Consider the following 26,791-nt stretch of genomic DNA (forward strand, 5'->3'; position numbering starts at 1 on the left):
GCAAGATTGGTGAGCGATACCGAATACTGTGGGAGCGGGCTTGCCCGCGATGGCGGCCTGTCGGTCAAAGCGTTTTTATCAGCCAGTCCCGAAACGCCGTCAGCGACGGCAACTTTTCATTACGCGGCGGATACACCAGATAGTAGCTGCGCCGACTGGTGATCGGCTCTCCCAGTTGCAGCAGCTCGCCATTGACCAACTCATCCTCGACCAGAATCCGCGGCACCAGCCCCACACCAATATTGGCTCGTACCGCTTGGATCAGGTGCGAGGTCATTTCAAAGCTCGGCCCGATGCGCATGCTGCGATGGGGCAAGCCGCGCTGGCTGAACCATTCCGTCCATGCCTGAGCGTTGCTGCTGACGTTGAGCAGCAGTTGCCCGGCGATGTGCCGTTCGGCGTCGTCGCGCTCGACAGCGGACAATTGCGCGCTGGCGATCACCACCAGTTCTTCGGTGTGCAAAGGCAGGGCGGTCAGCCCCGGCCAGTCGCCGCCACCGACGCAGATCGCCGCGTCGATTTCGCTGGTATCAAAATCGATCGCTTCGATGCGTGAATGCAGATGCACGGTCATGCCAGGATGCGCGGTGTAGAAGTCCTTGAGGCGCGGCAGCAACCATTTCGAGCCGAAGGTTGGCAGCGTCGCCAGGCGCAGGCTGTGAATGCCCGACCCGAATGCCATCGCCTGCAGCGTCGCGCTGCGTATCTGACCGAGCGCTTCGGCCAGCTCCCGCTGATACAGGCGCCCGACGTCGGTCAGCACCACTTGCCGGCCTTCGCGAGTGAACAGGCGCATGCCGAGCATTTTTTCCAGAATCTGCACCTGACGGCTGACCGCACTTTGCGTCAGCGACAGTTCGTGGGCGGCGCGGGTGTAGCTTTCGTGACGGGCGGCAGCCTCGAAAGCCAGCAATAACGACATGGACGGCGTGAGCGTGCGCGGATTCATTCGCAAAAGTCATCAATAACGGGTCGAATTTACGGTTGTCCCTGAGTCGTTCAGCAATGAACATGGGCACCCTGAGATGGCGGAGCCTGACGCAATCATTCGTTGCGTACAACTGTTCACCGCCACACGGCCCGATTTTGACCGAGATACCCTGACCGATGATTGCCCAGCTGTCGCCCGCAAGCACCCTCACTGCCGATTATCAGGCGTTTCTCAAAGCCCTCAGGGCCAGCGGCTTTCGCGGTGAAATCAGCGCCGATTACGCCAGTCGCGTGGTACTGGCCACCGATAACTCAATCTATCAGCGTCTGCCCCAGGCGGCGGTGTTCCCGATGGATGCCGACGACGTCGCTAGGGTGGCGAGGCTGATCGCCGAGCCGGCACATCAGCACGTGGTGATCACGCCACGCGGCGGCGGCACCGGCACCAATGGCCAGTCGCTGACTGACGGCATCGTCGTCGACCTGTCGCGACACATGAACCGCATTCTCGAAATCAACGTCGAGCAACGCTGGGTGCGGGTGCAGGCCGGGGTGGTCAAGGACCAGCTCAATGCCGCACTGAAATCCGCCGGGCTGTTTTTCGCCCCGGAACTGTCGACGTCCAACCGCGCCACCGTCGGCGGCATGATCAACACCGATGCCAGCGGCCAGGGCAGTTGCACCTACGGCAAGACCCGCGACCATGTGCTGGAACTCGACATGATTTTGCGTGGCGGCGAGCGTTTGCGCGCTCAGGCGCTGGACGAAAGCGAGCTGCAAGCGCAGTGCGTGCGTGATGATCGGGTCGGTGAAGTCTATCGCTGCGCGCGGCAGATCATCGATGAGCAGGGCGAACTGATCAAACAGCGCTTCCCAGATCTCAACCGCTGCCTGACCGGTTATGACCTCGCGCATCTGCGTGAAGCAGATAACCGCTTCAATCTGAACAGCGTTTTGTGCGGCGCTGAAGGTTCGCTAGGGTTTGTCGTCGAGGCGCGGCTGAATGTGCTGCCGATTCCCAGGCAGACGATGCTGGTGAACATCCGCTACGCCGGTTTCATGGACGCGCTGCGCGATGCGCGCGCGTTGATGGCGCTCAAGCCGCTGTCGATCGAAACCGTGGATTCGAAAGTGTTGCTGCTGGCGATGCAGGACATTGTCTGGCATGGCGTCGCCGAGTATTTCCCCGCCAGCGCCGAGCGGCCGACTTTGGGTATCAATCTGGTCGAATTCTGCGGTGACGATCCGGATGAATTGCAAGCTCGCGTCGCTGCGTTTGTCGAGCATTTGAGCAGTGATCAAACCGTTGAACGCTTGGGCCATACTCTGGCAGTCGGTCACGCGGCGGTGAACAAGGTCTACGGCATGCGCAAGCGCGCGGTCGGCCTGCTCGGCAACGTCGCCGGCGAAGCGCGGCCGCAACCGTTTGTTGAGGACACCGCGGTACCGCCGCAGCACTTGGCCGAGTACATCGCCGAGCTGCGCGATCTGCTTGACAGCCACGGCTTGCAGTACGGCATGTTCGGCCACGTCGATGCCGGCGTGCTGCACGTGCGGCCGATTCTCGACATGAAAGACCCGCAGCAAGCGGCACTGGTGCGCCCGGTGTCCGATGGCGTCGCCGCGCTGACTCAACGTTACGGCGGGCTGCTCTGGGGCGAGCACGGCAAAGGCCTGCGCTCGGAATACGCGCCGGCGTTTTTCGGCGAGTTGTACCCGGCGCTGCAAGCGCTGAAGGCCGCGTTCGACCCGTTCAATCAGTTCAACCCCGGCAAGATCGCCACGCCGGCCAACACCGATGCGGCATTGCTGAAAATCGATGAAGTGACCCTGCGCGGCGAACTTGATCGACAGATCGATGAGAAGGTCTGGCAGGACTACGGCGCGGCGATGCATTGCAACGGCAACGGCGCCTGCTACAACTTCGATCCCGATGACGCCATGTGCCCGTCGTGGAAAGCCACCCGCGAGCGCGCACAATCGCCCAAGGGCCGCGCCTCGTTGATCCGCGAGTGGCTGCGCTTGCAGGGCGAGGCGGGTGTCGACGTGTTGTCCGGGGCGATTCGCCGACCGGCGTTTTTTGCAACGTTATGGCAGCGCTGGCGCAACACGCGGGCCCGGTCGGCGGATTTTTCCCATGAGGTCTATGACGCCATGGCCGGTTGTCTGGCGTGTAAATCCTGCGCGGGGCAATGCCCGGTCAAGGTCAACGTGCCGGATTTTCGTTCGCGTTTTCTTGAGCTGTATCACACACGGTATCTGCGTCCGGCGCGGGATTATCTGATCGCTTCGCTGGAGTACAGCATTCCGTACATGGCGCGAATTCCGGCGCTGTACAACGGCTTGATGGGTGCGACGTGGGTGCGCGGAGTGCTCGAGCGAGTCGGTGGCATGGTCGATGTGCCGTTGCTCAGCCGTTTCGATTTTCACGCCGCGATGCGCCGCTGGCAGGTGCAGCCGGCAACCGTTGCGACGCTGTCGGCGCTGAAACCGGCGCAGCGTGAACGCAGCGTGGTGATCGTGCAGGACGCGTTCACCCGCTATTTCGAAGCGCCGCTGCTGGCGGATCTGGTCGAGTTGATTTCGCGCCTGGGCTATCAGGTTTACCTGGCGCCGTTCAGCGCCAACGGCAAACCGTTGCATGTGCAGGGCTTCCTTTCGGCGTTCAACCGTGCGGCGCTGCGCAATGCGCGGCAGTTGCGTGAATTGGCGGATGTCGGCGTGCCGTTGCTGGGCCTCGACCCGGCCATGACGCTGGTGTATCGCCAGGAATATCTCAAGGTTCCCGGCCTGCAGGATTGCCCGGAAGTTCAGCTGGTACAGGAGTGGTTGCTCAAGGTGATGCCCGAGCAGGTGCCGCCGCACAGCGAAGCAAAATTCCGTCTGCTCGCCCATTGCACCGAGAAAACCAATGCGCCCGCTGCGACCCGCCAATGGGAGCAGGTGTTCGAGCGTGCCGGATTGAAACTGACAACCCAGGCCACCGGCTGCTGCGGCATGTCCGGCACTTACGGCCACGAGGCGCGCAATCGTCAGACCTCGGCGCTGATTTACGAGCAGTCCTGGGCGCGCCAGGTCGACGCATCGGCGGAGCAGGGCGAAGCGCTGGCGACCGGCTATTCGTGCCGCAGCCAGGTCAAGCGCCAGTCGGATCAGGCGTTGCGTCATCCGTTACAGGTGCTGCTGGCGGCTCAGCGTCGCTGACGCTGTCGTCGGTGTCCTTGTCCCAGATCAGCCGCGGATCGAAGCTCATTGCCGCGAGCATGGTGAACACCACGACCAGGCCGAAAAACAGAATGCCCGGTCGTGGCTCGATGTCGCCCAGCGTCTGGAATTTCACCAGCGCGGCGACCAACGCCACCACCAGCACATCGAGCATCGACCAATAACCGATCAGCTCGACGAAACGGTACAGCTTCGAGCGCTCCTTGCGCGCCCAGGCGGTGTCGCGCTGCACGGTGATCAGCAGCAAGGTCAGGGCGACGAACTTGATCCCCGGCACGGCGATACTGGCGATGAAAATGATCAGGGCAATGTCCCACGCACCCGCTTCCCAGAATTCCAGCACGCCGCTCATGATCGTGCTGTCGGCGCCGCTGCCGAGCATCAGCGTATTCATCACCGGCAGCAGATTGGCCGGCACGTAAAACGCCAGCGCGGCAAGCATGTACGCCCAGGTGCGCGTCAGCGAATTGGTCTTGCGTCGGTGCAGTGGCGCATCGCAGCGCGGGCAATAATGCGGTTCGTCGCGCATATCGCAGGCCAGGCCGCAGCTGTGACACAGGCACAGGTTGAGCTCGGCGGCGGTCGGTGGACGTTTCATAAAATATCCCACAGTTCACGGATGTCGCGCCCGGCAATGCGGATCATCATCAGGCTCAGCGCCGCCAGAGCGAACAGGCCGATGCCCGGCAGCACGTCGAGCAGCCCGGCGAGCTTGAACACCGCGACCATCGCACCCAGCAGGCACACCTCAAGCATGCTCCACGGACGCAGGGTCTCCAGCCAGCGCATCGACAGCTTGAAGCCCGGTGCCCGTCGCGACGTCAGGGCAAAACCCAGCACCCAGATCAGCAACACCAATTGAAAGGCCGGGGCGATGATGATCGCGATTGCCGCGACCATGGCGATGAAGGTGATCGGCCCCTGACTCAGCGCCAGCACCGAATCCCACAGCGTGGCGCTGTTCTTCAGGCCTTTGAGGCTGATGCTCATCACCGGGTAGAAATTGGCGAACAGCCACAGCATCGCAGCCGTGAAGGTCAGTGCCAGGCGCTGTTCGATGGTCAGGCCGTTGTAGCGCTGCAAGACGCCGCCGCAGCGTACGCAGAGAGTTTTCTGGTGTTTGGCGAGGACGACTTTTTGATAAACGCAGTCGCAGTGCTCGCAGATGATCAGGTGTTCGGTGTTGACCATGGACCACGCTCGGCAATCAGCCGCAAGGGCAGGGGAGACTTGATCACTATAGAAGTCTGAGGCGATTGGGCAAATGCAGCGGGGCATACGATGGATAATTTCTGAGAATCACTCTCGATCGGGTTTGGATGTTGCGTTTTTGATGTTATAAGGTAACGCAGTTTTTCAGGCGGCCAGTCGCTCCCGCCTGGTGTCTTTTCTTCGAGTGTGAAATATCCATGACGATTGCGCTGTCCCGATCTGCTCCGGTTACGTCCGGCCGACTGTTGTCCATCGATGCGCTCAGGGGGCTGGTGATCCTGTTCATGTTGCTCGACCATGTGCGTGAAACCTTCCTGCTGCACCGTCAGGTCAGCGATCCGATGGACATTGCCAGCACTGAGCCGGCGCTGTTCCTCAGTCGCACCCTGGCGCACCTGTGCGCCCCGGTGTTCGTGCTGCTGACCGGGTTGTCGGCGTGGCTGTTCGGGGAGAAATATGCCGGCAAGGCGGATGTCAGCGCGTTTCTGTTCAAGCGTGGGTTGTTTCTGGTGGTGCTGGAATTCACCTTGGTCAACTTTGCCTGGACGTTCCAGCTGCCGCCAAGCGTGATTTATCTGCAAGTGATCTGGGCGATCGGCTTGAGCATGATCGCCTTGTCGGCACTGGTCTGGCTGCCGCGCCCGCTATTGCTGACGTTGAGTGTGCTGATCATCGCCGGTCACAACCTGCTCGACGGTGTGCATTTTCCGTTGGAATCGGCGCTGCATGTGCCTTGGGCGATCCTGCATGATCGCGGCTGGATCGACGTCAGCGACAGCTTGCGTCTGCGCACCTCCTATCCGTTGTTGCCGTGGATCGGTGTGATCGGTCTGGGCTACGCCTTGGGGCCGTGGTTTGCCCGCGGCGTCGACGCCGTTGTGCGGCAACGGCGCCTGCTGATCGCCGGTGGCGCAGGGCTGCTTGGCTTTGTCGCGCTGCGGCTGCTCAACGGTTACGGGGAAAAGCCATGGGCCGCAGGCGACACGCTGGTGCAAACTTTGATGAGCTTTTTCAACATCACCAAGTACCCGCCGTCGCTGCTGTTTATTGCATTGACAGTGAGTATCGGCTTGTTGCTGCTATTGGCGTTCGAACGCGTGCAGGAGCGGCGCTGGATTCGCTGGCTGACCGTGTTCGGTTCGGCACCGATGTTTTTCTATCTGCTGCACTTGTATGCCTTGAAAGTGCTGTACCTGATCGGCGTAGTGCTGTTCGGGCTGAATCAGGGCAGCTATTTTGGCTTTTCGTCGGTGGCGGCAATCTGGCTGGCCGCAATCATTCTGGCGATTGCACTGTTCCCGGCCGTGCGCTGGTTTTCGGACTTGAAAGCGCGCCGTCGGGATCTGACCTGGTTGAAGTATTTGTAAGCACTGACCGCCGCCATCGCCAGCAGACTGGCTCCCACAGTGTTTTGTGTTGTGCCCGCAACGGAGCTGCAACCCAGACCTGTAGGAGTGAGCCTGCTCGCGATAGCGGTCTGTCAGCCAAAAAAGATTCAACTGATCAGATGCAACCGCCAGCAGGCTGACTACAGGGTCATTTACGATCCAGCCACACAGTCTGCGCGTTGCAGAATTCGCGGACGCCGAAGTGTGAAAGCTCGCGGCCGAAACCGCTTTTCTTTACGCCACCGAAGGTCACGCGCGGGTCACTGGCGGAGTAGCCGTTGATGAACACGCCGCCGGTGTCCAGTTCGCTGGTCAGTTGCTGAGCCAGTGGCACGTTGGCGGTGTAGATCGTCGCGGTCAGGCCGAATTCGCTGTCGTTGGCCAGCGCTACGGCGTGGGCGCAGTCGCGGGCGGTGATGATCGAGGCGACCGGGCCGAACAGTTCCTGTTTGAACGAGGTCATGCGGTCGGTGACGTCCGCCAGCACGGTAGGCTCGTAGTAGTTGCCCGGGCCAGCCGCTTTGCCGCCGCCGAGCAGCAGCGTCGCGCCTTCTTCCAGGGTGTCGCGTACTTGCTGGTCGAGTTCATCGCGCAGGTCGAAACGCGCCATCGGGCCGACGTAAGTGTCGGCAGCCAATGGATCGCCGACCTTCAACTGACGTGTGGCTTCCACGAATTTACGCGTGAACTCCTCGACCACGCCTTCCTCGATGATCAGACGCTTGGCCGCCGCACAGACCTGACCGGAGTTCTGATAGCGACCGATGACAGCAGCCTGCACGGCTTCATCAATGTCAGCATCGTTGAGCACGATGAACGGGTCGGAGCCGCCCAGCTCCAGCACGCATTTTTTCAGGGCAGCACCGGCCTGAGCACCGATGGCCATACCAGCGCGGACGCTACCGGTCAGCGTGACCGCAGCAATGCGCGGGTCGGCGATGGCGGTCGATACGCCTTCTGGCGTGACGTTGATTACTTCAAACACACCATCGGCGAAACCGGCGCGGGTGAACGCGTCGCGCAGCAGGTAAGCGCTGCCCATCACGTTCGGCGCATGTTTGAGCACATAAGTGTTGCCAGCGATCAGCGCCGGCACGGCGCCGCGCAGCACTTGCCAGATCGGGAAGTTCCACGGCATCACCGCCAGAATCGGCCCGAGCGGGCGGTATTCAATGCGCGCCTTGCCGCCCTCGACCTGAGTCGGTTCGGCGTCGAGCATGGCCGGGCCGTGTTCGGCGTACCACTCGCAGAGCTTGGCGCACTTTTCGATTTCGCCACGAGCCTGGGCGATCGGCTTGCCCATTTCCAGGGTGATCATGGTCGCCATGGCGTCGGCGGTGTCGCGCAGCGAGCCGGCGAGGGCAGTCAGCAAGCGAGAGCGATCCTGCAACGGCTTGCGCTTCCACTTACCGAAGCCGTAAGCGGTGCGAGTCAGCGCATCATCAAGGGCGGCAGCGGATTCGAAGGCGTAGTGGCCGATCTGCTCACCGGTGGCTGGGTTGATCGAAATGGCGTGGGTCTGGCTGGAAATCTGGCTCATGGCGTCGTCCTGCGTGTTCAGTGGATTGGCCTAGAGTAGGGTGGTGTTTGTTTTCTGGAAACTGAATAATAAAGATCGTTTCTTTCACGATTGGAGAATGTCTGTGGACCTGGTGCAACTGGAAATCTTCAAAGCCGTGGCCGAGCACGGCAGCATCAGCGCCGCGGCCGCGCAAATCCATCGCGTGCCGTCGAACCTGACCACGCGGATCAAGCAACTGGAGCAAGACCTGGGCGTCGATCTGTTCATTCGTGAGAAAAGCCGTTTGCGCCTGTCACCGGCCGGGTGGAGTTTTCTCGAGTACGCGCGGCGAATTCTCGATCTGGTGCAGGAGGCGCGGGCAACGGTGGCGGGTGAAGAACCGCAGGGTGCGTTTCCCTTGGGATCGCTGGAAAGCACGGCGGCGGTGCGCATACCCGAACTGCTGGCGGCGTATAACCAACTGCATCCAAAAGTCGATCTGGACCTGTCGACCGGTCCATCGGGGACCATGATCGACGGCGTGCTGGCCGGGCGCCTCGCGGCGGCGTTCGTCGATGGCCCGGTGCTGCATCCAGCCCTGGAAGGCGTGCCGGCCTTCGAGGAAGAAATGGTCATCATCGCGCCGCTCAACCATGCGCCCGTCCAGCGTGCGGCAGATGTGAACGGCGAAAACATCTACGCCTTTCGTTCCAACTGCTCTTATCGCCATCACTTCGAAAAATGGTTCAGCACCGACGCCGCCGTGCCGGGCAAGATCTTCGAAATGGAGTCCTACCACGGCATGCTCGCCTGCGTCAGTGCCGGCGCCGGGTTGGCGCTGATGCCGCGCAAAATGCTGCAAAGCATGCCCGGCAGCGCAACCGTCAGCGTCTGGCCATTGACTGCGGATTTTCGTTACCTGACCACGTGGCTGGTCTGGCGTCGCGGCACGGTGTCGCGCAGCTTGAGCATGTTCGTGCGCTTGCTCGAAGAGCGTGGGGTGGTGCCGGCGGATGCCTGACCGCGGCTGCAACTCAGCCGCGGTCAGGCATGGGCTTATTGCGACTCGAGGCTGGCGATCAACGCATCGGTGTCGGTAATGACATGGGCGAAGGTCGGACCGTTGAGCTCGTGGGCCGCGTGCATCATCTCTTCTTTGAACGCGGCGGTCGCATCGCGGACCAGCGTGACGTGGTAGCCGAGTTCAGCTGCATAGCGGGCGGTGGCTTCGATGCAGGTATTGGCCAGCAGACCGACGATGATGACGTGGGTGATACCTTTCTGCTTCAGGCGAAAATCCAGGTCGGTGTTGGCAAAACCGCTTGAGCCCCAATGTTCCTGAACGACAATGTCGCCGTCCTGCGGGGTGAAATCCGGATGCCATTCGCCACCCCATTCGCCGCGGGCGAAATGATGCATGTGCATGACCTTGCACTGCGTAGGCGTGGGGTGATCCCAGCTTTCGTAATCGCCTTTTTCCCAACGATGATGCGGTACGATCACCACCGGAATGCGCAGGCTACGCACCGCGCGGTCGAGTTTGCGCAGGTTGTCGAGCAGGCCGTTCTGCTCGGCCATGGGTTTGATCAGCGGGAAAACCTTGCCACCCTCGGAAAGGAAATCGTTGTACGGATCGACCAGCAGATAGGCAGTGCGGTCCAGCGGGTAGAGAGGGTTTGACATGGCGGCTTGCTCCGGCAAAAGGAAAGAGCGGTGCGCAGGGCTTGTCCCGGCATCGTGTTGATATGATAATCATAGTAACCGCAAAAGAGGCAAGCTCCGATGGCTGAAGACGATAGCGCACCCGCCACGCTGTGCCCGATTTCACTGGCCGAAAACATCGTCGGTGATCGCTGGACCGTGCTGGTTCTGCGCGAGTTGTTCATGGCCAACCATCGCTACGACGAGATCCAGGCGCAGACCGGTGGCACCCCACAGATGGTCGCCACGCGTCTCAAGTGCCTGGAGGCGGACGGACTGGTCGAGCGGCGTTTGTACAACGAACGGCCGAAACGCTACGAATATCACCTCACCGCGAAAGGCGAAGCCTTCTACCCAGTGATCCTGGCCTTGCGCGCCTGGGGCGAAACCTGGTGTAAAGCCCCCGAGGAAGAACTGGCGGTGGTCTTCACCCACAAACCCTGCAACCACCCCGCAGGCCTCGGGCCGGTGTGCGCGCATTGCGGCGAACCATTGCGCCGTGAAGATCTGATCAGCCAGCCGCAAGCGGCTTACGTCGCCGAACGCCAGGCACGGCGCGAGGCGTTCAAAAACAGATAGCCATGCAAACAACGACCCTTGCAGGAGCGAGACAGCTCGGTAAGGCGGAGGGTCAGTCACCGTTGGGATATCCGACCCGTTACTATCGCCAGCAGGCTGGCTCCCACAGTTTGGATTGGTTGGACCAGCAAAGAGAATGCTTGGCTGACGCGCTGCCATCGCTTGAGGGCAGAATCAAAAGCCCCTCACCCTATCCCTCCCGAAACGTCGGACCGCCCGTAGGGAGAGGGGACTGATCGCGGTGGATGTGGGGGCTACGTCGACATGAAAAACCGAGTCGAATACAAATTTCAAATCCAATCAAAATCGGCTCCCTCTCCAGGGGGAGAGGGCTGGGCGGGCGGCGTTCCGATGAGGGGCAGCCCCACCACCAATTCCAAGCCAACCACCCGCTTCTCACCACTCAACAATGAGCGCAAGCTCGAGTGCCCTTGATCTTGATCTTGCCTAACCGGCGACATCGGAAGGCTGAGTGGAGGGATCGATCCGGGCGTGGGAGCGCAGCGACCGTACGACGCAGTCGTACACAGCGGAAGGAGGTGCAGCGAAGCAAACCGTAGCCGCTGCGCCCGGATCGATCCCGGAGCGAAGGGACCCGAGCCTGCGAGGGCCGTACGTAGGAGCAAAGCCTTTTGGTTCCTTTTTGCTGGGCCGGCACTCCGGCGTTTGAAAAAGGGACTCGCCGTAAGGGCGAAACCGCCAGCCACAGCACCCGCAGCAACGGATATGTCCCCAAACCAAAAAAACTCACCGCCCGGAAGAAAGCCATCGCCAGCAGGCTGGCTCCCACAGATTCAAGAGCATCGCGGCCAGATTCAAAGGCTCACGGCGTACCATTACGCCCATACAACCGATACCCCTCACGCAAACTCAACCGCTCGTAATAAGCGCTGACCGCAGGGAAATCAGGATGCGCCAGCGGCGTTTTGAACCAGCGATTCACCGACAGCCCGATCGGAATGTCCGCCAGAGAAAACGCCTCCCCGCTGACGTAAGCCCCGGTCTTCTGCAACTGGCGATCAAGAATCTCCATGTTCCGCGCCCAGTCCCGACAACCGGCGGCCAGCGCAGCGCTGTCCTGATAATCCGGGGACTTTCGCACCAGCGCCATCAGCGGATACGACCACGACCGATTCAGCTCCGAAGCCTGCCAATCGATCCACTGATCAACTTGCGCCCGCGCCCGCGCTTCTACGGGATAGAGCGCCGCGCCGCCATAACGCGCCACCAGATAACGAATGATCGTATTCGATTCCCACAGGGTGAAATCATCGTCCTGAATCACCGGCACCATTGCGCACGGATTGAGCGCGAGAAACTCCGCTGTATGCGTCGACTGAAGCCCCGATCCCCAGTCTTCGCGCTCGAACGGAATGCCCAATTCGGCACACGTCCACAGCACCTTGCGCACGTTGATCGATGAAGCCCTTCCAAGTATCCGCAACATGGATTGTCCTTCCCGAGAGTCGATACAAGCCAATAAATAGCACAGCAGAAAAAAGAAGGCCCGCACACGGGCGGGCTCTTCTCGTTCATGTCGATTTATCAGCGTTGCAGGAACGCCAGCAAATCTTCATTCAACGCCTGTGCATGAGTCACGGCAAAACCGTGCGGCGCACCCGCATAGACTTTCAGCTCGGCGCCCTTGATCTGCGCAGCGGCCTGTTTGCCGGTGGTTTCGAACGGCACGATCTGGTCACCGTCACCGTGGATTACCAGCGTCGGCACATCAACCTTGGTCATGTCCGGGCGGAAGTCGGTTTCCGAAAACGCGGTGACGCAATCCACCGTACCTTTCAAGGACGCCATCAGGGCGATGTTCAGGGTCTGCGTGAGCACGCCGTCGGAAACCGTCTGGCCTTGATTGGTGCCGTAGAACGGCGCGGCAAAATCGGCGATGAACTGCGCGCGGTCCTTCAGCAGGCCAGCCTTGATCCCGTCGAACACCGACTTGTCGACGCCTTGGGCGAAGTCGGGCTTCTTGCCGAACAGCGGCGTTACTGCACCCAACAACACCAGGCCAGCCACACGCTCGCTGCCGTGCCGGGCAATGTAGCGGCTGACGTCACCGCCACCCATGGAGAAACCGACCAGGGTCACGTCGCGCAGGTCCAGATGGTTGATCAGACCGGCGATGTCATCGGCGAAAGTGTCGTAGTCATAACCGGTCCACGGCTGATCAGAGCGGCCAAACCCGCGACGGTCAAAGGCGATGGTGCGGTAGCCGCGGCTGCTCAGGTATTCCATCTGGTATTCCCACATGTCGGCATCCAGTGGCCAGCCATGGCTGAACAGCACGGGTTTGCCGCTGCCCCAGTCCTTGTAATAGATCTCGGTGCCGTCTTGGGTCTTGAAGGTGCTCATGAAAACTCCTTGTGATCGTGTGTAAGTATGACTGAATGCCGAATGGGCAGCGTTCACTATCTGCGCAACAACGGTTTTGCACTTGTACGCAGGTGCTGGTTTACCCGCGCAACATCGCCTCGAGCCCGACCAATGGTAGAACATAAGTTTGACGTCAAAATGATGGCCATCTAATATCGCGCCACTATTTTGATGTCACTTTCGTCTCGAGGGATCGAACATGTCCTCACCCGCCCTCGTGGCGCGGTTGTGCGTAGCGTTGCTGTGCCTTTCTCCGCTTCATTTCGCCGTTGCTGCACCCACTCCCGGTGAAACCGACCTTATCCGCGACCGCCAGAATCGCCTGCTCGAAGAGCAGCAGCGCCGTCTCGAAGAACTCAAGGATTTGCCCGGCAAAGATCTCAAGCCAGCGCAACCGGCAACTCCCACCGATAGCCGCTGTTTCCCGATCGAGCACATCGAACTCAAAGGCGCAGACAGCCTGAGCGAGGGCGAAAAGACACGCCTGCTCAAGCCTTACATCGGCGCATGCCTCGGCGTGCCCCAGCTCAATGAGCTGCTCAAAGTCATCACCGATCACTACATCGAGAAGGGGCTGGTCACCAGTCGCGCCTATCTGCCGCAACAGGACCTGTCCAGCGGGCATCTGCAAGTGCTGGTGGTCGAAGGCCGGCTCGAAGGCATGAAGGGCACCGACAACAGTCGGCTCTCGGATCGTGAGCTGGCCATGGCCTTTCCCGGTAAAACCGGAGAGCTGGTCGACCTGCGCGAGATCGAGCAGATGGTCGATCAGCTCAATCGCCTGCCGTCCAATCAGGCAAAAATGGAGCTGGCCCCCGGGCAGAATGTCGGCGGCAGTGAGGTGCGTGTGACCAACACGCCGCAGAAGCCATGGCGCGCCGGGCTGTCGCGCAGCAACGACGGCCAGCGCAGCACCGGCGAACAGCAGTGGGGCACTTCGTTCGACTGGGACAGCCCGCTCGGCCTGGCCGATCAGTTGAGCTTGCGCGGCGGCCACGATGCGATGACCGACCATCAGCACACCTCCAACAACGCCATGCTTAATTACAACCTGCCGTGGGGCTGGTGGACGTTCAGCTACACCTACAGCCAGAGCGGATACCGTTCGCAGATCGCCGCCAATGGCTACAACTTCAAGCAGACCGGCGACAGCGAAAACCATCAGCTGCGCGCCGAGCGGGTGATTCATCGCGACTCGGTCAGCAAGACTTCCCTCAGCGCCGGCGTGTCGTACCTGCGCACCAACAACTTTATCGAAGACAGTAAGCTCAAGCTGAGCAGCAACCGCATCAGCGAAGCGCAGTTCGGCCTCAACCACGGCCGCCGTATCGGCAGTGCGTTCGTCAACTTTGACGCCGGCGTGCAGGAAGGCATCGGCGCCTTCGATGCGCAGGGCAGCCACGATCCGGGCCCCGGTGAACCCGAAGCGCGCTACCGCAAATACAGCGCAACCCTGAGCTACTTGCAGCCGTTCAAGCTGTGGGGCGAGTCGTTCAGCTTCAGCAGCCTGATGACCGGTCAGCGCAGCGAAGACGTGCTGTTCAGTTCGCAGCGCACCAGCCTCGGCGGATCGTCATCGATCCGTGGCTACAAGGACCAGTCGCTGTCCGGCGACAGCGGTGGCTACTGGCGCAACGATCTGCGCTGGAGCCGGCCGGTGAGCGCCGACTGGCTGCAACCGGTGTTCGCCGAGTACGGCGCCAGCCTCGGTTACGACCAGGGTGTGATCGCCAACGATCGCTACAACGGCGATCAGCACGGGCGCATGTCGAGCAACTCGCTGGAGCTGTTCGCCCGCGGCCAGCACGTCGCCGCCAGCGTGACCTTTGCCCATTCCCTGGAACCACCGGATGCGCTGCCCGAGCGCGAAGCACCGATCTATTTCCGCCTCGACTTTTTCATCTGATAACGACTTTCTAGAGAACCGCCCACATGGACGTTCGTCACCCCGTCTCGCTCGCCGATCAGCCCCGCGCAGCCGCAAACAACCAGGAGACTTTCCTTGGCATGCCCAAGCGCGGCCTGGCCTTTGTGCTGGCGAACGTCATGTTCTGGCAACCGCTGTGGGCGCAGGCTGACGGCATCGTCGTCGCCAACCCGAACACCACGCTGGATCGGGCCGGCAACGGTGTGCCGATCATCAACATCGCCACGCCCAATGCCAGCGGTCTGTCGCACAATCAGTTCCACGATTACAACGTCGGTGCGCAGGGTGTCATCCTTAACAACGGCGCAACGCAAACATCGAACACGCAGTTGGGCGGCCATGTCATCGGCAACCCGAACCTGAGGAACAGCGGTTCAGCGCAAGCGATTCTCAACGAAGTCATCAGCGGTAACCCGAGCCAGTTGCGTGGTTATACCGAAGTGGCGGGGCAGTCGGCGCGGGTGATCGTCGCCAACCCGTACGGCATCACTTGTAACGGTTGCGGTTTCATCAACTCGCCGCGCGTCACTCTCACCACCGGTAAACCGGTGATCGAAAACGGCCGACTGGACCGGTTCCAGGTCGACCAAGGCACGGTAGCGATTGAAGGCGCGGGCATTAACGCGAGCAACGTCGATCGTTTCGAGATCATCACCCGCAGCGCGAAAATCAACGCACAGATTCAGGCGCAGAACCTGGCGATTGTTGCCGGTCGCAACGACGTCAATGCCGACAGCCTGAATGCCACCGCCCGCGCCGATGACGGCAGCGCCAAACCGCAACTGGCGATCGATTCCTCGGCGCTCGGCGGCATGTACGCCGGGGCGATCAAACTGGTCGGCACCGAAGCCGGGGTCGGGGTGAAACTCGACGGCAAACTGATTGCCAGCGGCGGTGATATCCAGCTCGACGCCAACGGCCAACTGAGCCTGGCCGACACCTCGGCGGCCGGCGCGGTCAACGTCAAAGCCGCCAGCCTTGATGCAAAAAGTCCGATCTACGCCGGCACTGCGCTGAACGTGCAAACCCAGGGCAACCTGACCAACCGCCAGACCCTCGCCGCACGCGACAGCATCACCCTCAGCGTCGGCGGGCAGTTGACCAACGCTGGCGCCATCGAGGCCGGCATCAATGCTGACGGCAGCCGCAATGCCAGCGGCGATCTGAGCCTGAGCGCAGGGATCGTTGATAACGCCGGCAAAAGCGTTGCCGCCAGCCGCAACCTGAGCGTCAACGCCACGCAAATCCTGAACAACCAGAGCGGCATGCTCAGCGCGAAAAACATCACCGTCACAGGCGGGGCGCTGAACAATCTCAGCGGCCAGGTGCTTGGTGATCTGGGCCTGTCGATCGATCTGCGCGGTGCGCTGGACAATCGTGACGGTGTGCTCGGTTCGGGCGCTGCGGTGTTCGTCAAAGCCGCGAGTCTGGATAACCGCCAGGGTGGTGCGCTGGTCAGCGATGGCAGCCTGACGACACGCATCAGCGGCACGCTCGACAACCGCAACAAAGGCGATATCTCGGCCAAAGGCGCCATCGATGTGCAGGCCGGTACGCTGGATAACCGCGACGGTAAAATCATCGGCAAAAGCACCCTGGCGTTGCGCGGCGATGTGGCCGATAACCGGGCCGGGGTGATTCAGGCTGATCAGCAGTTGAGCGTGAATGTCGCGCAAGTGGATAACCGCGACAAAGGCGTGATCAGCGCCAAGGCCGGCCTGACTTACGTCGGTAACCGTCTGGACAACAGCGGCGGTCTGGTCAGCGCAGCGGGGCCTTTCAATCTCACGGCCGCCGAGATTCAAAACGCCGCCGGGCGGATTTCCAGTCAGGGCGACCTGCTGGCGACCATCGGTCTGCTGCAACAGCAGGGCGGCGAACTGGTCGCCCAGGGCAATCTGAACCTCAGCGGTAAAACCCTCGACAACCGGAACGGTGGTCTGGTCGGCACTACCAAAGCGCTGACACTCAGCGTTGACGACATCGATAACCGCGGCGGCGAGATCTCCAGCAGCCTGTTGCTGAACGTCAAAGGCCTGCGCCTGGACAATAGCGATGGCGGCAAGATCCTCGCCGGTACCGACCTCGGTCTGAGCGTCGCCAGACTGATCAACCAGAACAAGGGTTTGATCTCCGCCGTCAAAGGCGCGGCGACCGTCACTGGCACGACGCTGGACAACAGCGGCGGCACGCTCGGCAGCCTCAACGGCCTGGTGATCACCCTGGACGATGCACTGATCAACGCCGGAATCATCAGCACTGAAGGCGCGCTGAGCGTCAACGCCGCGCGTATCGACAACCGCAACGGCAGCCTCGGCAGCGCCGGTCATCTGCGCCTGACCAGCACCGGCGCGTTGCTCAATTCGGGCGGTTCGATCAGCACGGACTCCGCGCTGACCCTCAACAGCGCCAGCCTGGATAACAGCCACAAAGGCGTGATCTTCGGCCAGGGCATCAGCCGCGTCGAAACCGGCGCATTCGACAACAGCGCTGGCGGCAAGCTCACCAGCGGTGCGGCACTGACGCTCAAGGCCGGGCAGGTCAACAACGCCAGCGGGCGCATCGCCAGCCAACAGGCGCTGGACGTTTCGCTGACCGGGCTGGATCAGCAGGGCGGCGAACTGTTCAGCAAGTCCGACCTGACTCTGGATCTGCACAACGGCCTGCTGAATAACCAGAACGGCTTGATCAACGCGCCGGGCACGCTGCTGCTGAAAAACCTCAACGGCGTGAACAACCAGAACGGCGAAATCTCCAGCCAGCAAGCCTTTGCGCTCGCCGCACAAAGCCTCGATAACAGCAACGGCAAACTGCTCAGCCAACAGGGCCTGACCCTGCGCATTGCGGCGGCCTTGAACAACGTAAAAGGCGTGATTTCCGGCGCCTCGCTGGACAGCCACAGCGCCAGCCTCGACAACGGGCAGGGCTTGATCAGCAGCCGCGGCGCCTTGCTTTTGAACGCCGACAACGCTTTGAACAACCAGCTCGGCACGGTCATCGCTGACGGGCAACTTACGGTTACCGCCGATGAGCTGATCAACGGCGAAGGCAGCATGGCCGGCAAAGCAGACGTGAATGTCGGGGCGCGCACCGTCAACAACCAGAAAGGTAAGTTGATCGCCACTGGCGTACTCAAAGTGGACGCCGATCAACTCGACAACCGGCAGAACGGCCTGCTCGGTTCAAGCCAGGACATGAGCCTGACGGTCGCTGATCTGGACAACCGTGGCGGCGAAATCAGCACCAACGCTGATCTGCACATCAGCGGCACAAAACTCAACAACAGCGAGGACGGCAAGGTCTTCACCGGCAAGGCGCTGACCCTGATCGTCGATGAGGTGATCAACCGCAGCAAAGGCCTGATCGACGCAGGTACATCGCTCGATCTACGCGGACGCACGCTGGTCAATGGCGGATCATTGCTCAGTCAGCACGATCTGCAATTGACCCTCAGCGGCGCGTTCGATAACAGCCAGGGCAAGGTCAGCAGCGAACAGGCGCTGACGGTCAAAACGGCGCAACTGACCAACAGCGGCGGCAGCCTGTCCAGCGCCGGCGATCTGACCGTCAACAGTGACGGTAGCGTCGACAACCAGGGCGGCCAGATCGTCACCGACGGCGCGCTGGTGCTTGACAGCGCCAGCCTCGACAACCGCTCGCAGGGCACCCTCAGCGCTAAAGGCGCCGTCAGCATCAGCACGGGCGCCTTCGATAACAGCACTGGTCGGCTCAGCAGCGCCGACACGCTGAACCTGACTGCCGGCCAGGTCACCAACGGCGGTGACGGCAGTATTGGCAGCCAGAATGCCCTGACAGCCTCGGTCACCGGCTTCGATCAACGCGGCGGCAAACTGTTCAGCAACTCAAGCCTGAGCCTCGATCTGAACCACGGCCAGTTGAACAACATCGGTGGTCTGATCAACGCACCTGGGACGCTGCTGCTGACGCAACTCAACGGCGTCAACAACCAGGGCGGCACGATCTCCAGCGCTGAAGCCTTTACGCTTGCCGCGCAAAGTCTCGACGACAGCAACGGCAAGCTGCTGAGCAATCAGAGCCTGACCCTGCGTATCGCCGCAGCCCTGAACAACGTGCAAGGCATGATCGGCGCCGCAGCCATCGATGTGCAGGCCGCGAGCCTGAACAACAGCGGTGGCAGCGTGGTCAGCCGTGGCGACCTCGACCTGAGCGTCGATGGCCTGCTGCGCAACGACGCCAAAGGGCTGATCAGTGCCGCGCAAACACTTGGGATCAGCAGTGGCGAGTTGAACAACCGCGACGACGGGCTGATCAACAGCCAGGGCCAGCTGACGCTGACTGCCACCGATCTGGACTCCAGCAACGGCGGCGAAGTCTCCGCCAGTGGCGACATCGATCTGCACCTGACCTCGCTGACCCAGAACGGCGGCCGCCTGCTCGGCGATAAAGCCGTCACCCTCGACCTGGCCAACGGCGACCTCGATAACCAGAACGGCTTGCTCACCGCCCAAGGTCCGCTGACCCTCAAGCGTCTGCGTGACGTGAGCAACCAGAGCGGCGAAATCTCCAGCAACCTCGGTTTCGATCTCATCGCCCAAGCGGTGAACAACACGTCGGGCAAAATCATCAGCGGCGAAAAACTGCTGTTGCGCGGCACTACTCTGATCAACCAGAAAGGCCTGCTGTCGGGCTGGCAAGGCCTCACCGTCAATGGCGACAGCCTGGACAACCGCAACGGCGGGACGCTCTCGAGCAAGTTCGCCGATGTATCGGTGGATCTCAAGGACGCGCTGCTCAACAGCAACGCCGGCGCCGTGGTTGCGCAGGGCGATTTGAACATCAAGGCCGGTTCGCTCGACAACAGCGACAAAGGCAACCTCAGTAGCGCAGCCGGGCAGACCCTGACGCTGGGCGGCGCGCTGAACAATAACCTCGGCGGCCTGATTTCCAGTGGCGCGGCGCTGGATATCGTCAGCACGGCGTTCACCAACGCCGGCGGAATCATCAATGCCGAGCAGGCGTTCAACGCCACCGCTTCGCGCCTCGACAACCAGGGCGGACAGATCGCCAGCAATGCGGCGATCACCCTCAACCTGAGCGGTGAGCTGAACAACACCGCCGGCAAACTGGCCGCCGCAGGGCCGATGCTGATCAAGGGCGTGACCGATCTGCGCAACCAGAACGGCCAGATCGCCAGTCAGAAAAGCCTGGAGGCGCGCACCGGTTCGCTGGACAACAGCAACAAGGGCACGATCGCTGCCAATGATCAGTTGCAGCTCATCGCGACGGGCGCCGTCAACAACAGTGGCGACGGTCTGATCTACAGCAAGAACGCCGATGTGCAATTGACCGCGGCCAGCCTGAGCAATGCCAAAGGCTCGATTCAGAGTGAAACCGCACTGATCCTCGACGTCAGCGGCAACTTCGACAACCAGAGCGGCAAGGTCATCGCCCAGAACGGCAATGTCCTGGTCAAAGCCGCCAACATCGATAACCGTGGCGGCACGCTGTCGAGTATCAAAGGCGCATTGGAAGCACGTACGGTGGGCGTGCTACGCAACGGTTTTGATCTCAATAACAATCGTCAGGGCGGGATCATTCAGGCGCAGAGCCTGATCCTCTCGGCGCTGGCCGGCCTGAACAACAACGGCGGGCGGATTTCCGCACAAGCGGCAGACCTTGGCGTGACCACGGCGGCGCTGGATAACAGCAGTGGCGTGCTCTATTCGAAAGGTCTGCTGAGCGTCAGCGGCACCAGCCTGGAAAACGCCAGCGGCCAGATCGCCGCCAACCGCATCGATTTCGGCCTCAGCGGCGCACTGCGCAATGGCGCGGGCGTCATCGAAAGCACCACTCAACTGTCCGTCAAAGCTGCCAGCGTCGACAACCAGAACGGCCGTCTGCGTTCGCTGGGCAATAGCGGCAAGACCCTGTTCCAGATCGGCGGTTTGCTCGACAACCGCAACGGCGTGCTGGAAACCGCCAACGTCGACATGACCCTCGCACTCGGCGGCTTCCTCAATGGCGGCGGGCAACTCAACCACGTCGGGCGTGGCAAGTTCGACATTTCCACCGCCAATGTCATCGGCGCCGGCGGCAGCATCGTCACCGGTGGCCTGCTGGAACTCAACGCCGATACCTGGAGCAACTCCAACGTCATTCAGGCCGGTCGCCTGAACGTCAACGTTCGCGAGTTCAGCCAGACCGCCAGCGGCAAATTGCTGGCTTCGGATTCGTTGCAGATCCGCGGTGGCAACTGGACCAACGATGGCTTGATCGCCAGTGACGGATCGATCGACATGCGCTTGTCCGGCAGCTATGGCGGCAACGGGCGCTTGACCAGCCTGCGCGACACCTATCTGTCTGCGGCTTCGATGAACCTTGGCGCGGCCGGCAGTTTTGCTGCAGGTGCGACGTCGACGATCCAGATTGACGGGCAACTGCTCAATGCCGGTCGCATCACGTCTGGCGAAGACCTGACTGTCAACGCTGGCAGCCTCGTCAACCATGGCACCCTCGGTGCGGCACAAAACCTGATCGTCAAGGCGCCGGTCTTGCTGAACGACCGCGGCCTGATTTTCAGCGGCAACGACATGACCCTCAACGTCGGCACGCTGACCAACCAGAGCGGTGATTTCTACGGTCTGGGCAACGTGGTGATCGCCGGCTATAGCGGCGGCACGCGAGCGGCGGGGGTATACAACATTTCCGGTTCGATGGAGAGCGGCGGCGGGTTCACGCTGGATGCCGACGTGTTCGAGAACCGCACCGAAGGGCCAACGGCGTCGGCTGAACGCAAGTTGATTTCAGGCTTTATCGCGGCCACCTGTGGTGACTGCGTGGGCAGTACGTTCAACAACTTCCTTGCGACTCGCGAGACGTACCAATTCATCGACACCGATAACAGCGCGTCTGCCGTCCTCAACGTTGGCAAGGACTTTGTCTTCCATGGCGGTACGTTCCTCAACAGCAAAAGCACCATCGCGGCGGGCGGCGGCATCGACATCACCGCGGTCAGCCTGAAGAACATCGGCACCCAAAGCGGGACCATCGAGGTCACCCGTCAGTACAACTTCGAAATGGGCACGGGCACCACGGCGCAATTCATGGCCAACGTGATCATGCCGTACAACCAGCGCAACAACCCTGATTTCCCGTTCATGTATTACGTGATCGCACCGGAAGGTCTGATCCGTAAAGCGATCGCCAAAACCGTGGGCAGCAGCGTTGTCATCGTTGACGCCGAGACCGGTGCCAACGTCGGTAACAGCAAATATGGCCGGGCCATGTCGGGTTATAGCGCTGGCTTCGAAACGTCGACGCCATCGTTGTACGACCCAAACAATCTGCTGGCGATACCGACCGAACTGACGCAATTCCAGAAAGGCAATCCGGTTGAAGTGAGCGTCGATGGCGCGGGTGCGCCCGGCACAACCACCGGACGCAACGCGGTGATTCAGGCCGGTGGCAAGGTCTCGATCAACGCCACCAAAGAAATTGAAAACAGCGTTATCCAGCAGGACTACAGCGCCAGCGGCGGCACCAACAAAGTCGCCGATACCCGCGTGGGCAACGGCAACACCACCGTGGTGCGCATCAACAGTCAATTGCCACCGGACCTGGCTCAACAGCAGGTCAATCCGCTGAGTCTGCCTGGGTTTTCCTTGCCGACCGGCGAGAACGGTCTGTTCCGTTTGAGCGGGCAGGGCAGCAGCGGCACTGCATCCGCCAACATCGGGCCCGCGCCGACATGGACGGTCGCTACTGAATCAGTAAACGCTCTCGATCACCTGGTGGCCGGCACTGCTGGCGGTCCACGCAACCTGTTCGTCGACGGCCCGGCTCCGGTCTCCGACAGCACCCGTGCCGTCGATACGTTCCACCGCACGCCAACCGTGGTCAAGGCCGTTGCCAGCGAGATTGACGTCAAGTTGCCGCAGAGTTCGGCGGGCCCCGGCATGAAAGACCGGGGCAACGACGCCAAGGAGTCCATCGACACCCGTCCGGTCACCCGCGTGACTGGCCTACCGGACACCCAGGCACCGTCCAACCCACACAAATACCTGATCGAAACCAACCCGGCACTCACCGACCTCAAGTCGTTCATGAGCTCCGATTACCTGCTCGACAAACTTGGCTACGACCCCGACCAGAGCGCCAAGCGCCTGGGCGATGGCCTCTATGAACAACGCCTGATCCAGCAAGCCGTAACCGCGCGCACCGGCCAGGCGTTCCTCGACGGCCAGACCTCCAACGAGGGCATGTTCAAGTACCTGATGAACAACGCCATCGCCAGCAAGGACGCGCTCAACCTGTCGGTCGGTGTTGGCCTGACGTCGCAGCAAGTCGCCGCGCTGACCCACGATATCGTCTGGCTCGAAGAGCACGAAGTGAACGGCGAAAAAGTGCTGGTGCCCGTGGTGTATCTGGCGCAAGCCAATGGTCGCCTCGGCCCGACCGGGGCACTGATTGCCGGTAATGACGTGACGCTGATCGCCGGGGAAAACCTCGACAACGTCGGCACGCTGAAAGCTACCAACAACCTGTCCGCGACAGCCGGCAAGGATCTGATCAACAGCGGTTCGATCGAAGCGGGCAATCGCCTCGATCTGCTGGCAACCAACAACATCATCAACAAGGCCGGCGGCATCATCACCGGCAAGGACGTCAGCCTGACCACCCGCACCGGCGATGTGATCAACGAGCGGACCATCACTTCGATGGACGACCAGTACGGCTCCGTCACTCGTCATCAGGATTTTGCCGACAACGCAGCACGCATCGAAGCCGTGAATGACCTGACCATCAAAGCGGCGAAGGACATCAACGTCATTGGCGGCGTTCTGAAAAGCGGGCAGGACATGACGCTGAATGCCGGGCGTGATGTGAATGTGGCGTCGGTGCAAGTCAATGACAGCGTGTCACTGGGCTCGCGGGCAAATGCCAGCGATACCACCCAACTGGGTGCCGAGATCGACGCCGGTCGAGATTTCAAGGCAGACGCCAAACGCGACATCAACGTCATCGCCAGCGAGATCGATGCCAAGCGTGATGTGTCGATGAAGGCGACCGATAATCTGGTGATTACCTCGGCGGCGGACGAGGAACATTCGGACTCGAAAAACAAAAACGAAAAGCGCCAGGAGGACCATGTTACCCAGGTGATGTCTGGTATTACCGCAGGCGGCGACGTCAAGCTGGATGCGGGCAAGGACCTGAGTGTGATTTCCAGTCGGGTGACGGCGGGGGATGAGGCGTATCTGGTGGCGGGCGATAACCTGCAGATTCTCGCTTTGCAGGACACCGATTACTCGCTGTACGACATGAAGAAAAAGGGTGGCTTCGGCAAGCTGAAAATGCAGCACGACGAGGTTACCGACAACAAGTATGTCGGCTCCGAGATCAAGTCTGGCGGCGATCTGACCCTCAAGAGCGGCGGCGATCAGCTTTATCAGGTGGCCAAGCTTGAAAGTGGCAATAACATCACCCTGGACAGCGGTGGCTCGATCACTTTTGAAGCGGTAAAAGACCTTCACAACGAAAGCCATACCAAGACCGACAATAACGCTGCTTGGGTGTCCTCCAAAGGCAAGGGCAACACTGACGAAACCCTTCGCCAGACCCAGATGATTGCCAAGGGCAACATCGTTATCAAAGCCGTCGATGGCTTGAAAATCGACATCAAGGATGTAAATCAGCAGTCCGTCAGCCAGACCATCGACAGCATGGTCAAGGCTGACCCGCAACTGGCGTGGTTGAAAGAAGCCGAGGCCCGTGGGGATGTCGATTGGCGGCTTGTGAAGGAAGTTCACGAATCGTTCAAGTACAACAATTCGGGCCTTGGCCCGGCGTCCCAAATGATCATTGCGATCGTGATGGCTGCGGTTGTTGGACCGGCAGCTTTGACGGCGATGAGTGGGATGGGCACGTTCTGGGCGGCAACTTATGCTGCTGTGGCTACCGGAGCAGCGACAAATGCGACGACCAGTTTTATCAATAACGGTGGGGACCTCGGAGCTGTTTTTGCGGACGTCACTTCATCTGATGCGCTGCAGGGGTATGTGATTTCTGGGCTGACGGCCGGTTTGATGTCGGAGTATCTGAATAAGCTGACTGGGGTGAAATTTGACCCCAATGGCAAATACGCCGGACCGTCATTGGCCACGTGGGAGGGCGTGAGTAAGTTTGCCGGCAGTCAGGTCATCCAAGGTGGTACGTCTGCGTTGATCACCAAGGCAGTGGGAGGCGATGCTGACCTTGGCAATTTGCTGCAAACCGCACTTTTCAACACCGTCGCAGCGTTCAGCTTCAACCTGGTCGGTGACCTGACGAAGGGTGTTGTGGATGATGGCTCTGCGACGAAAGTCATTATTCACGCTGCGGTCGGTGGGCTGCTGTCCGAAATGACTGGTGGGGATTTCGCCACGGGCGCGTTGGCGGCTGGGGCGAATGAGGCTCTTGTAGTCGAATTGAACAAGATGGTCGGGGGAAACAAAGATCTGCTCTCGATGGCTTCTCAAATCGTTGGTGTTCTCGCAGCGTCGACGCAAGGAAACGTTGACGCGCAAACACTGGAGAACGGAGCTTGGATCACTGCCAATGCTACCAAATACAACTTTCAAGGGCACTATGACGAATACCTTGAAAAATATGAAGCGTGCAAAAACGATTCGTCGGGCGTGGGTTGCTCAACTATTCTCAAACTGGCGGGAGTCAAGTCTCAGAATCTCGGCAATGTAGTTCTAAATACGGATGCGGGCTCAAAACCTGTCAGCTATACGTTGCTTGATGAATCGGGAAAACCATGGATGATCATGGAACCCGCGGAGTACAACGCTTATGTGACATTGCCGCTCGGGATGCAGGACGCCTACAAGAATGCTTCACAGTGGCAACTCGACTTGTCCTCCACCTTGCTTTATGCGAACAACGGTGAAGTAAACAAAGCTTTCGAAAGCTACGGTATGATGTTGAGCGAGCCAGAGTATTGGGGCGAGATGTCTCTAGCCCTATTGCTTTCAGCTGCAGGTGGAGCAGGAGCTTTTCGAGGTGTCATCGCAACTGAAAGAGGCTCTTTGACGAATGCCAATTTTGCTCAAAATATGATTAGGGCCGACCGTACATTCAGTCTTGATGGACAAAAGATTTACTCCTCCATGGCCGGCGTACCGATCAAGACAGTTGAAGACCTCGCCAGCGCATTGAGGAGCGGTGTCATCAAGCCGAGTCAGTTGCCTCTGGATTATGTTGATCTGAATGGAACTCGGCTGATCCTGAACACACGATCATCTACGGCGCTCGAACAAGCGGGAATTCCAAGGAGCGAGTGGGTGGGGCGAAATCAAACTGGAGTTGAAGCATATCCCGGTAAGACATTCAATGATCTTGCGCAGGATCAACTTAGAAATAATGGCCTTCCTCCTACTGGCGCAAATGAGCTTAAATCGGTGAGAAAATGAAGATTGGTGAACCCCTACAAGTGCTCAATCCTTACGACTGGCTACCTGGTTATGGTGAGTCGAAAGTGACTTTCTGTTCTGACGGCTTGGATATAGTTGTTGAAATAATTTATGACCGTGTTGGAACTGATGCTGAAGAATTTTCCTCGGCAAAACGGACCTTATGCTTCAAGAACGTAAGTAGCTTTATAAAGCTCCCTTTCCCCGGAACTGCTGTGTTTGATTTTGTTGGCGATGCAACTGGACTTGAATTGGGGAGATTGACTGAATTCAAAACGTCTGACTTATTAATGCTGGGGAAAGGGAGTTTCGGATCTGAGCAGCAAAAACATTATGCTATTCAGTTTTTGTCGGAAAATCTAAGTTTGCATGTGGTAGCCGAAGGTTACTGTTTGTCAGAAGAAATTCCTGTATTGGCTCAGTTGTAATTTGATGAGGAGGGGTAAATGGGTAAATGGGGACAGGCCACGTTTATATAGCACCTACTCCAAAAACGTGGTCTGTC

At 60.2% G+C, this 26,791-nt stretch carries 14 protein-coding genes; 7 read left to right on the forward strand and 7 right to left on the reverse strand.

The annotated features are described in order from the left end of the window. Positions 1-64 precede the first annotated feature (64 nt). Complete coding sequence (locus BLU24_RS12990; protein WP_093100793.1) at positions 65-949, reverse strand: LysR substrate-binding domain-containing protein; 885 nt, start codon at positions 947-949, stop codon at positions 65-67. Between the two features lie 158 nt (positions 950-1,107). On the opposite strand from BLU24_RS12990, the gene ydiJ reads away from it, so the two are divergent. Beyond that, complete coding sequence (ydiJ, locus tag BLU24_RS12995; RefSeq protein WP_093100796.1) at positions 1,108-4,134, forward strand: D-2-hydroxyglutarate dehydrogenase YdiJ; 3,027 nt, start codon at positions 1,108-1,110, stop codon at positions 4,132-4,134. Here ydiJ and BLU24_RS13000 read toward each other — a convergent pair. Then, entirely contained in the window at positions 4,067-4,753 is a 687-nt protein-coding gene (locus BLU24_RS13000) for a paraquat-inducible protein A (RefSeq protein ID WP_093100800.1), read from the reverse strand. The two genes, ydiJ and BLU24_RS13000, sit on opposite strands and share 68 nt — an antisense overlap. Beyond that, positions 4,750-5,346, reverse strand: coding sequence for a paraquat-inducible protein A (locus BLU24_RS13005; RefSeq protein ID WP_093100803.1), 597 nt, complete (start codon positions 5,344-5,346; stop codon positions 4,750-4,752). The genes BLU24_RS13000 and BLU24_RS13005 overlap by 4 nt, the downstream gene beginning before the upstream one ends. Positions 5,347-5,564: 218 nt before the next feature. On the opposite strand from BLU24_RS13005, the gene BLU24_RS13010 reads away from it, so the two are divergent. Next, complete coding sequence (locus BLU24_RS13010; protein WP_093100805.1) at positions 5,565-6,734, forward strand: DUF1624 domain-containing protein; 1,170 nt, start codon at positions 5,565-5,567, stop codon at positions 6,732-6,734. Between the two features lie 169 nt (positions 6,735-6,903). Here BLU24_RS13010 and BLU24_RS13015 read toward each other — a convergent pair whose 3' ends face one another. Then, positions 6,904-8,295: an aldehyde dehydrogenase family protein gene (locus BLU24_RS13015; protein WP_093100808.1), complete on the reverse strand. Its 1,392-nt coding sequence runs from the start codon at positions 8,293-8,295 to the stop codon at positions 6,904-6,906. A 103-nt stretch (positions 8,296-8,398) separates the two neighbouring features. Here BLU24_RS13015 and ptrR point away from each other — a divergent pair, with 103 nt between their 5' ends. Continuing rightward, positions 8,399-9,277: a putrescine utilization regulator PtrR gene (ptrR, locus tag BLU24_RS13020; protein ID WP_093106648.1), complete on the forward strand. Its 879-nt coding sequence runs from the start codon at positions 8,399-8,401 to the stop codon at positions 9,275-9,277. 35 nt (positions 9,278-9,312) lie between these two features. Here ptrR and BLU24_RS13025 read toward each other — a convergent pair whose 3' ends face one another. Continuing rightward, positions 9,313-9,939, reverse strand: a complete 627-nt coding sequence (locus tag BLU24_RS13025) for an isochorismatase family cysteine hydrolase (RefSeq protein WP_093100811.1) — start codon at positions 9,937-9,939, stop codon at positions 9,313-9,315. Positions 9,940-10,038: 99 nt separating this feature from the next. Between BLU24_RS13025 and BLU24_RS13030 the strand changes: the two genes are divergently transcribed. Continuing rightward, complete coding sequence (locus tag BLU24_RS13030) at positions 10,039-10,536, forward strand: winged helix-turn-helix transcriptional regulator (RefSeq protein ID WP_093100814.1); 498 nt, start codon at positions 10,039-10,041, stop codon at positions 10,534-10,536. Positions 10,537-11,359: 823 nt separating this feature from the next. Here the strand turns inward: BLU24_RS13030 and BLU24_RS13035 are convergent. Together BLU24_RS13035 and BLU24_RS13040 are read right to left on the reverse strand one after the other, a co-directional pair. Then, positions 11,360-11,983, reverse strand: coding sequence for a glutathione S-transferase family protein (locus BLU24_RS13035; protein ID WP_093100816.1), 624 nt, complete (start codon positions 11,981-11,983; stop codon positions 11,360-11,362). Positions 11,984-12,081: 98 nt separating this feature from the next. Continuing rightward, on the reverse strand, positions 12,082-12,900 hold the full coding sequence (locus BLU24_RS13040) for an alpha/beta fold hydrolase (RefSeq protein ID WP_093100818.1): 819 nt from the start codon (positions 12,898-12,900) through the stop codon (positions 12,082-12,084). A gap of 220 nt (positions 12,901-13,120) precedes the next feature. On the opposite strand from BLU24_RS13040, the gene BLU24_RS13045 reads away from it, so the two are divergent. Genes BLU24_RS13045 through BLU24_RS13055 form a run of 3 tightly spaced genes read left to right on the forward strand, consistent with a single transcriptional unit; the run spans position 13,121 to position 26,714 of the window. Further along, positions 13,121-14,827, forward strand: a complete 1,707-nt coding sequence (locus tag BLU24_RS13045) for a ShlB/FhaC/HecB family hemolysin secretion/activation protein (protein WP_093100820.1) — start codon at positions 13,121-13,123, stop codon at positions 14,825-14,827. A gap of 26 nt (positions 14,828-14,853) precedes the next feature. Beyond that, positions 14,854-26,286, forward strand: a complete 11,433-nt coding sequence (locus BLU24_RS13050) for a two-partner secretion domain-containing protein (protein WP_093100822.1) — start codon at positions 14,854-14,856, stop codon at positions 26,284-26,286. After that, positions 26,283-26,714 (forward strand): hypothetical protein, encoded by a 432-nt coding sequence (locus tag BLU24_RS13055; protein ID WP_093100824.1) that lies wholly within the window; start codon positions 26,283-26,285, stop codon positions 26,712-26,714. The genes BLU24_RS13050 and BLU24_RS13055 overlap by 4 nt, the downstream gene beginning before the upstream one ends. Positions 26,715-26,791: the final 77 nt, after the last annotated feature.

The sequence above is a fragment of the Pseudomonas sp. Z003-0.4C(8344-21) genome (assembly GCF_900104975.1).
Lineage (GTDB): Bacteria > Pseudomonadota > Gammaproteobacteria > Pseudomonadales > Pseudomonadaceae > Aquipseudomonas > Aquipseudomonas granadensis.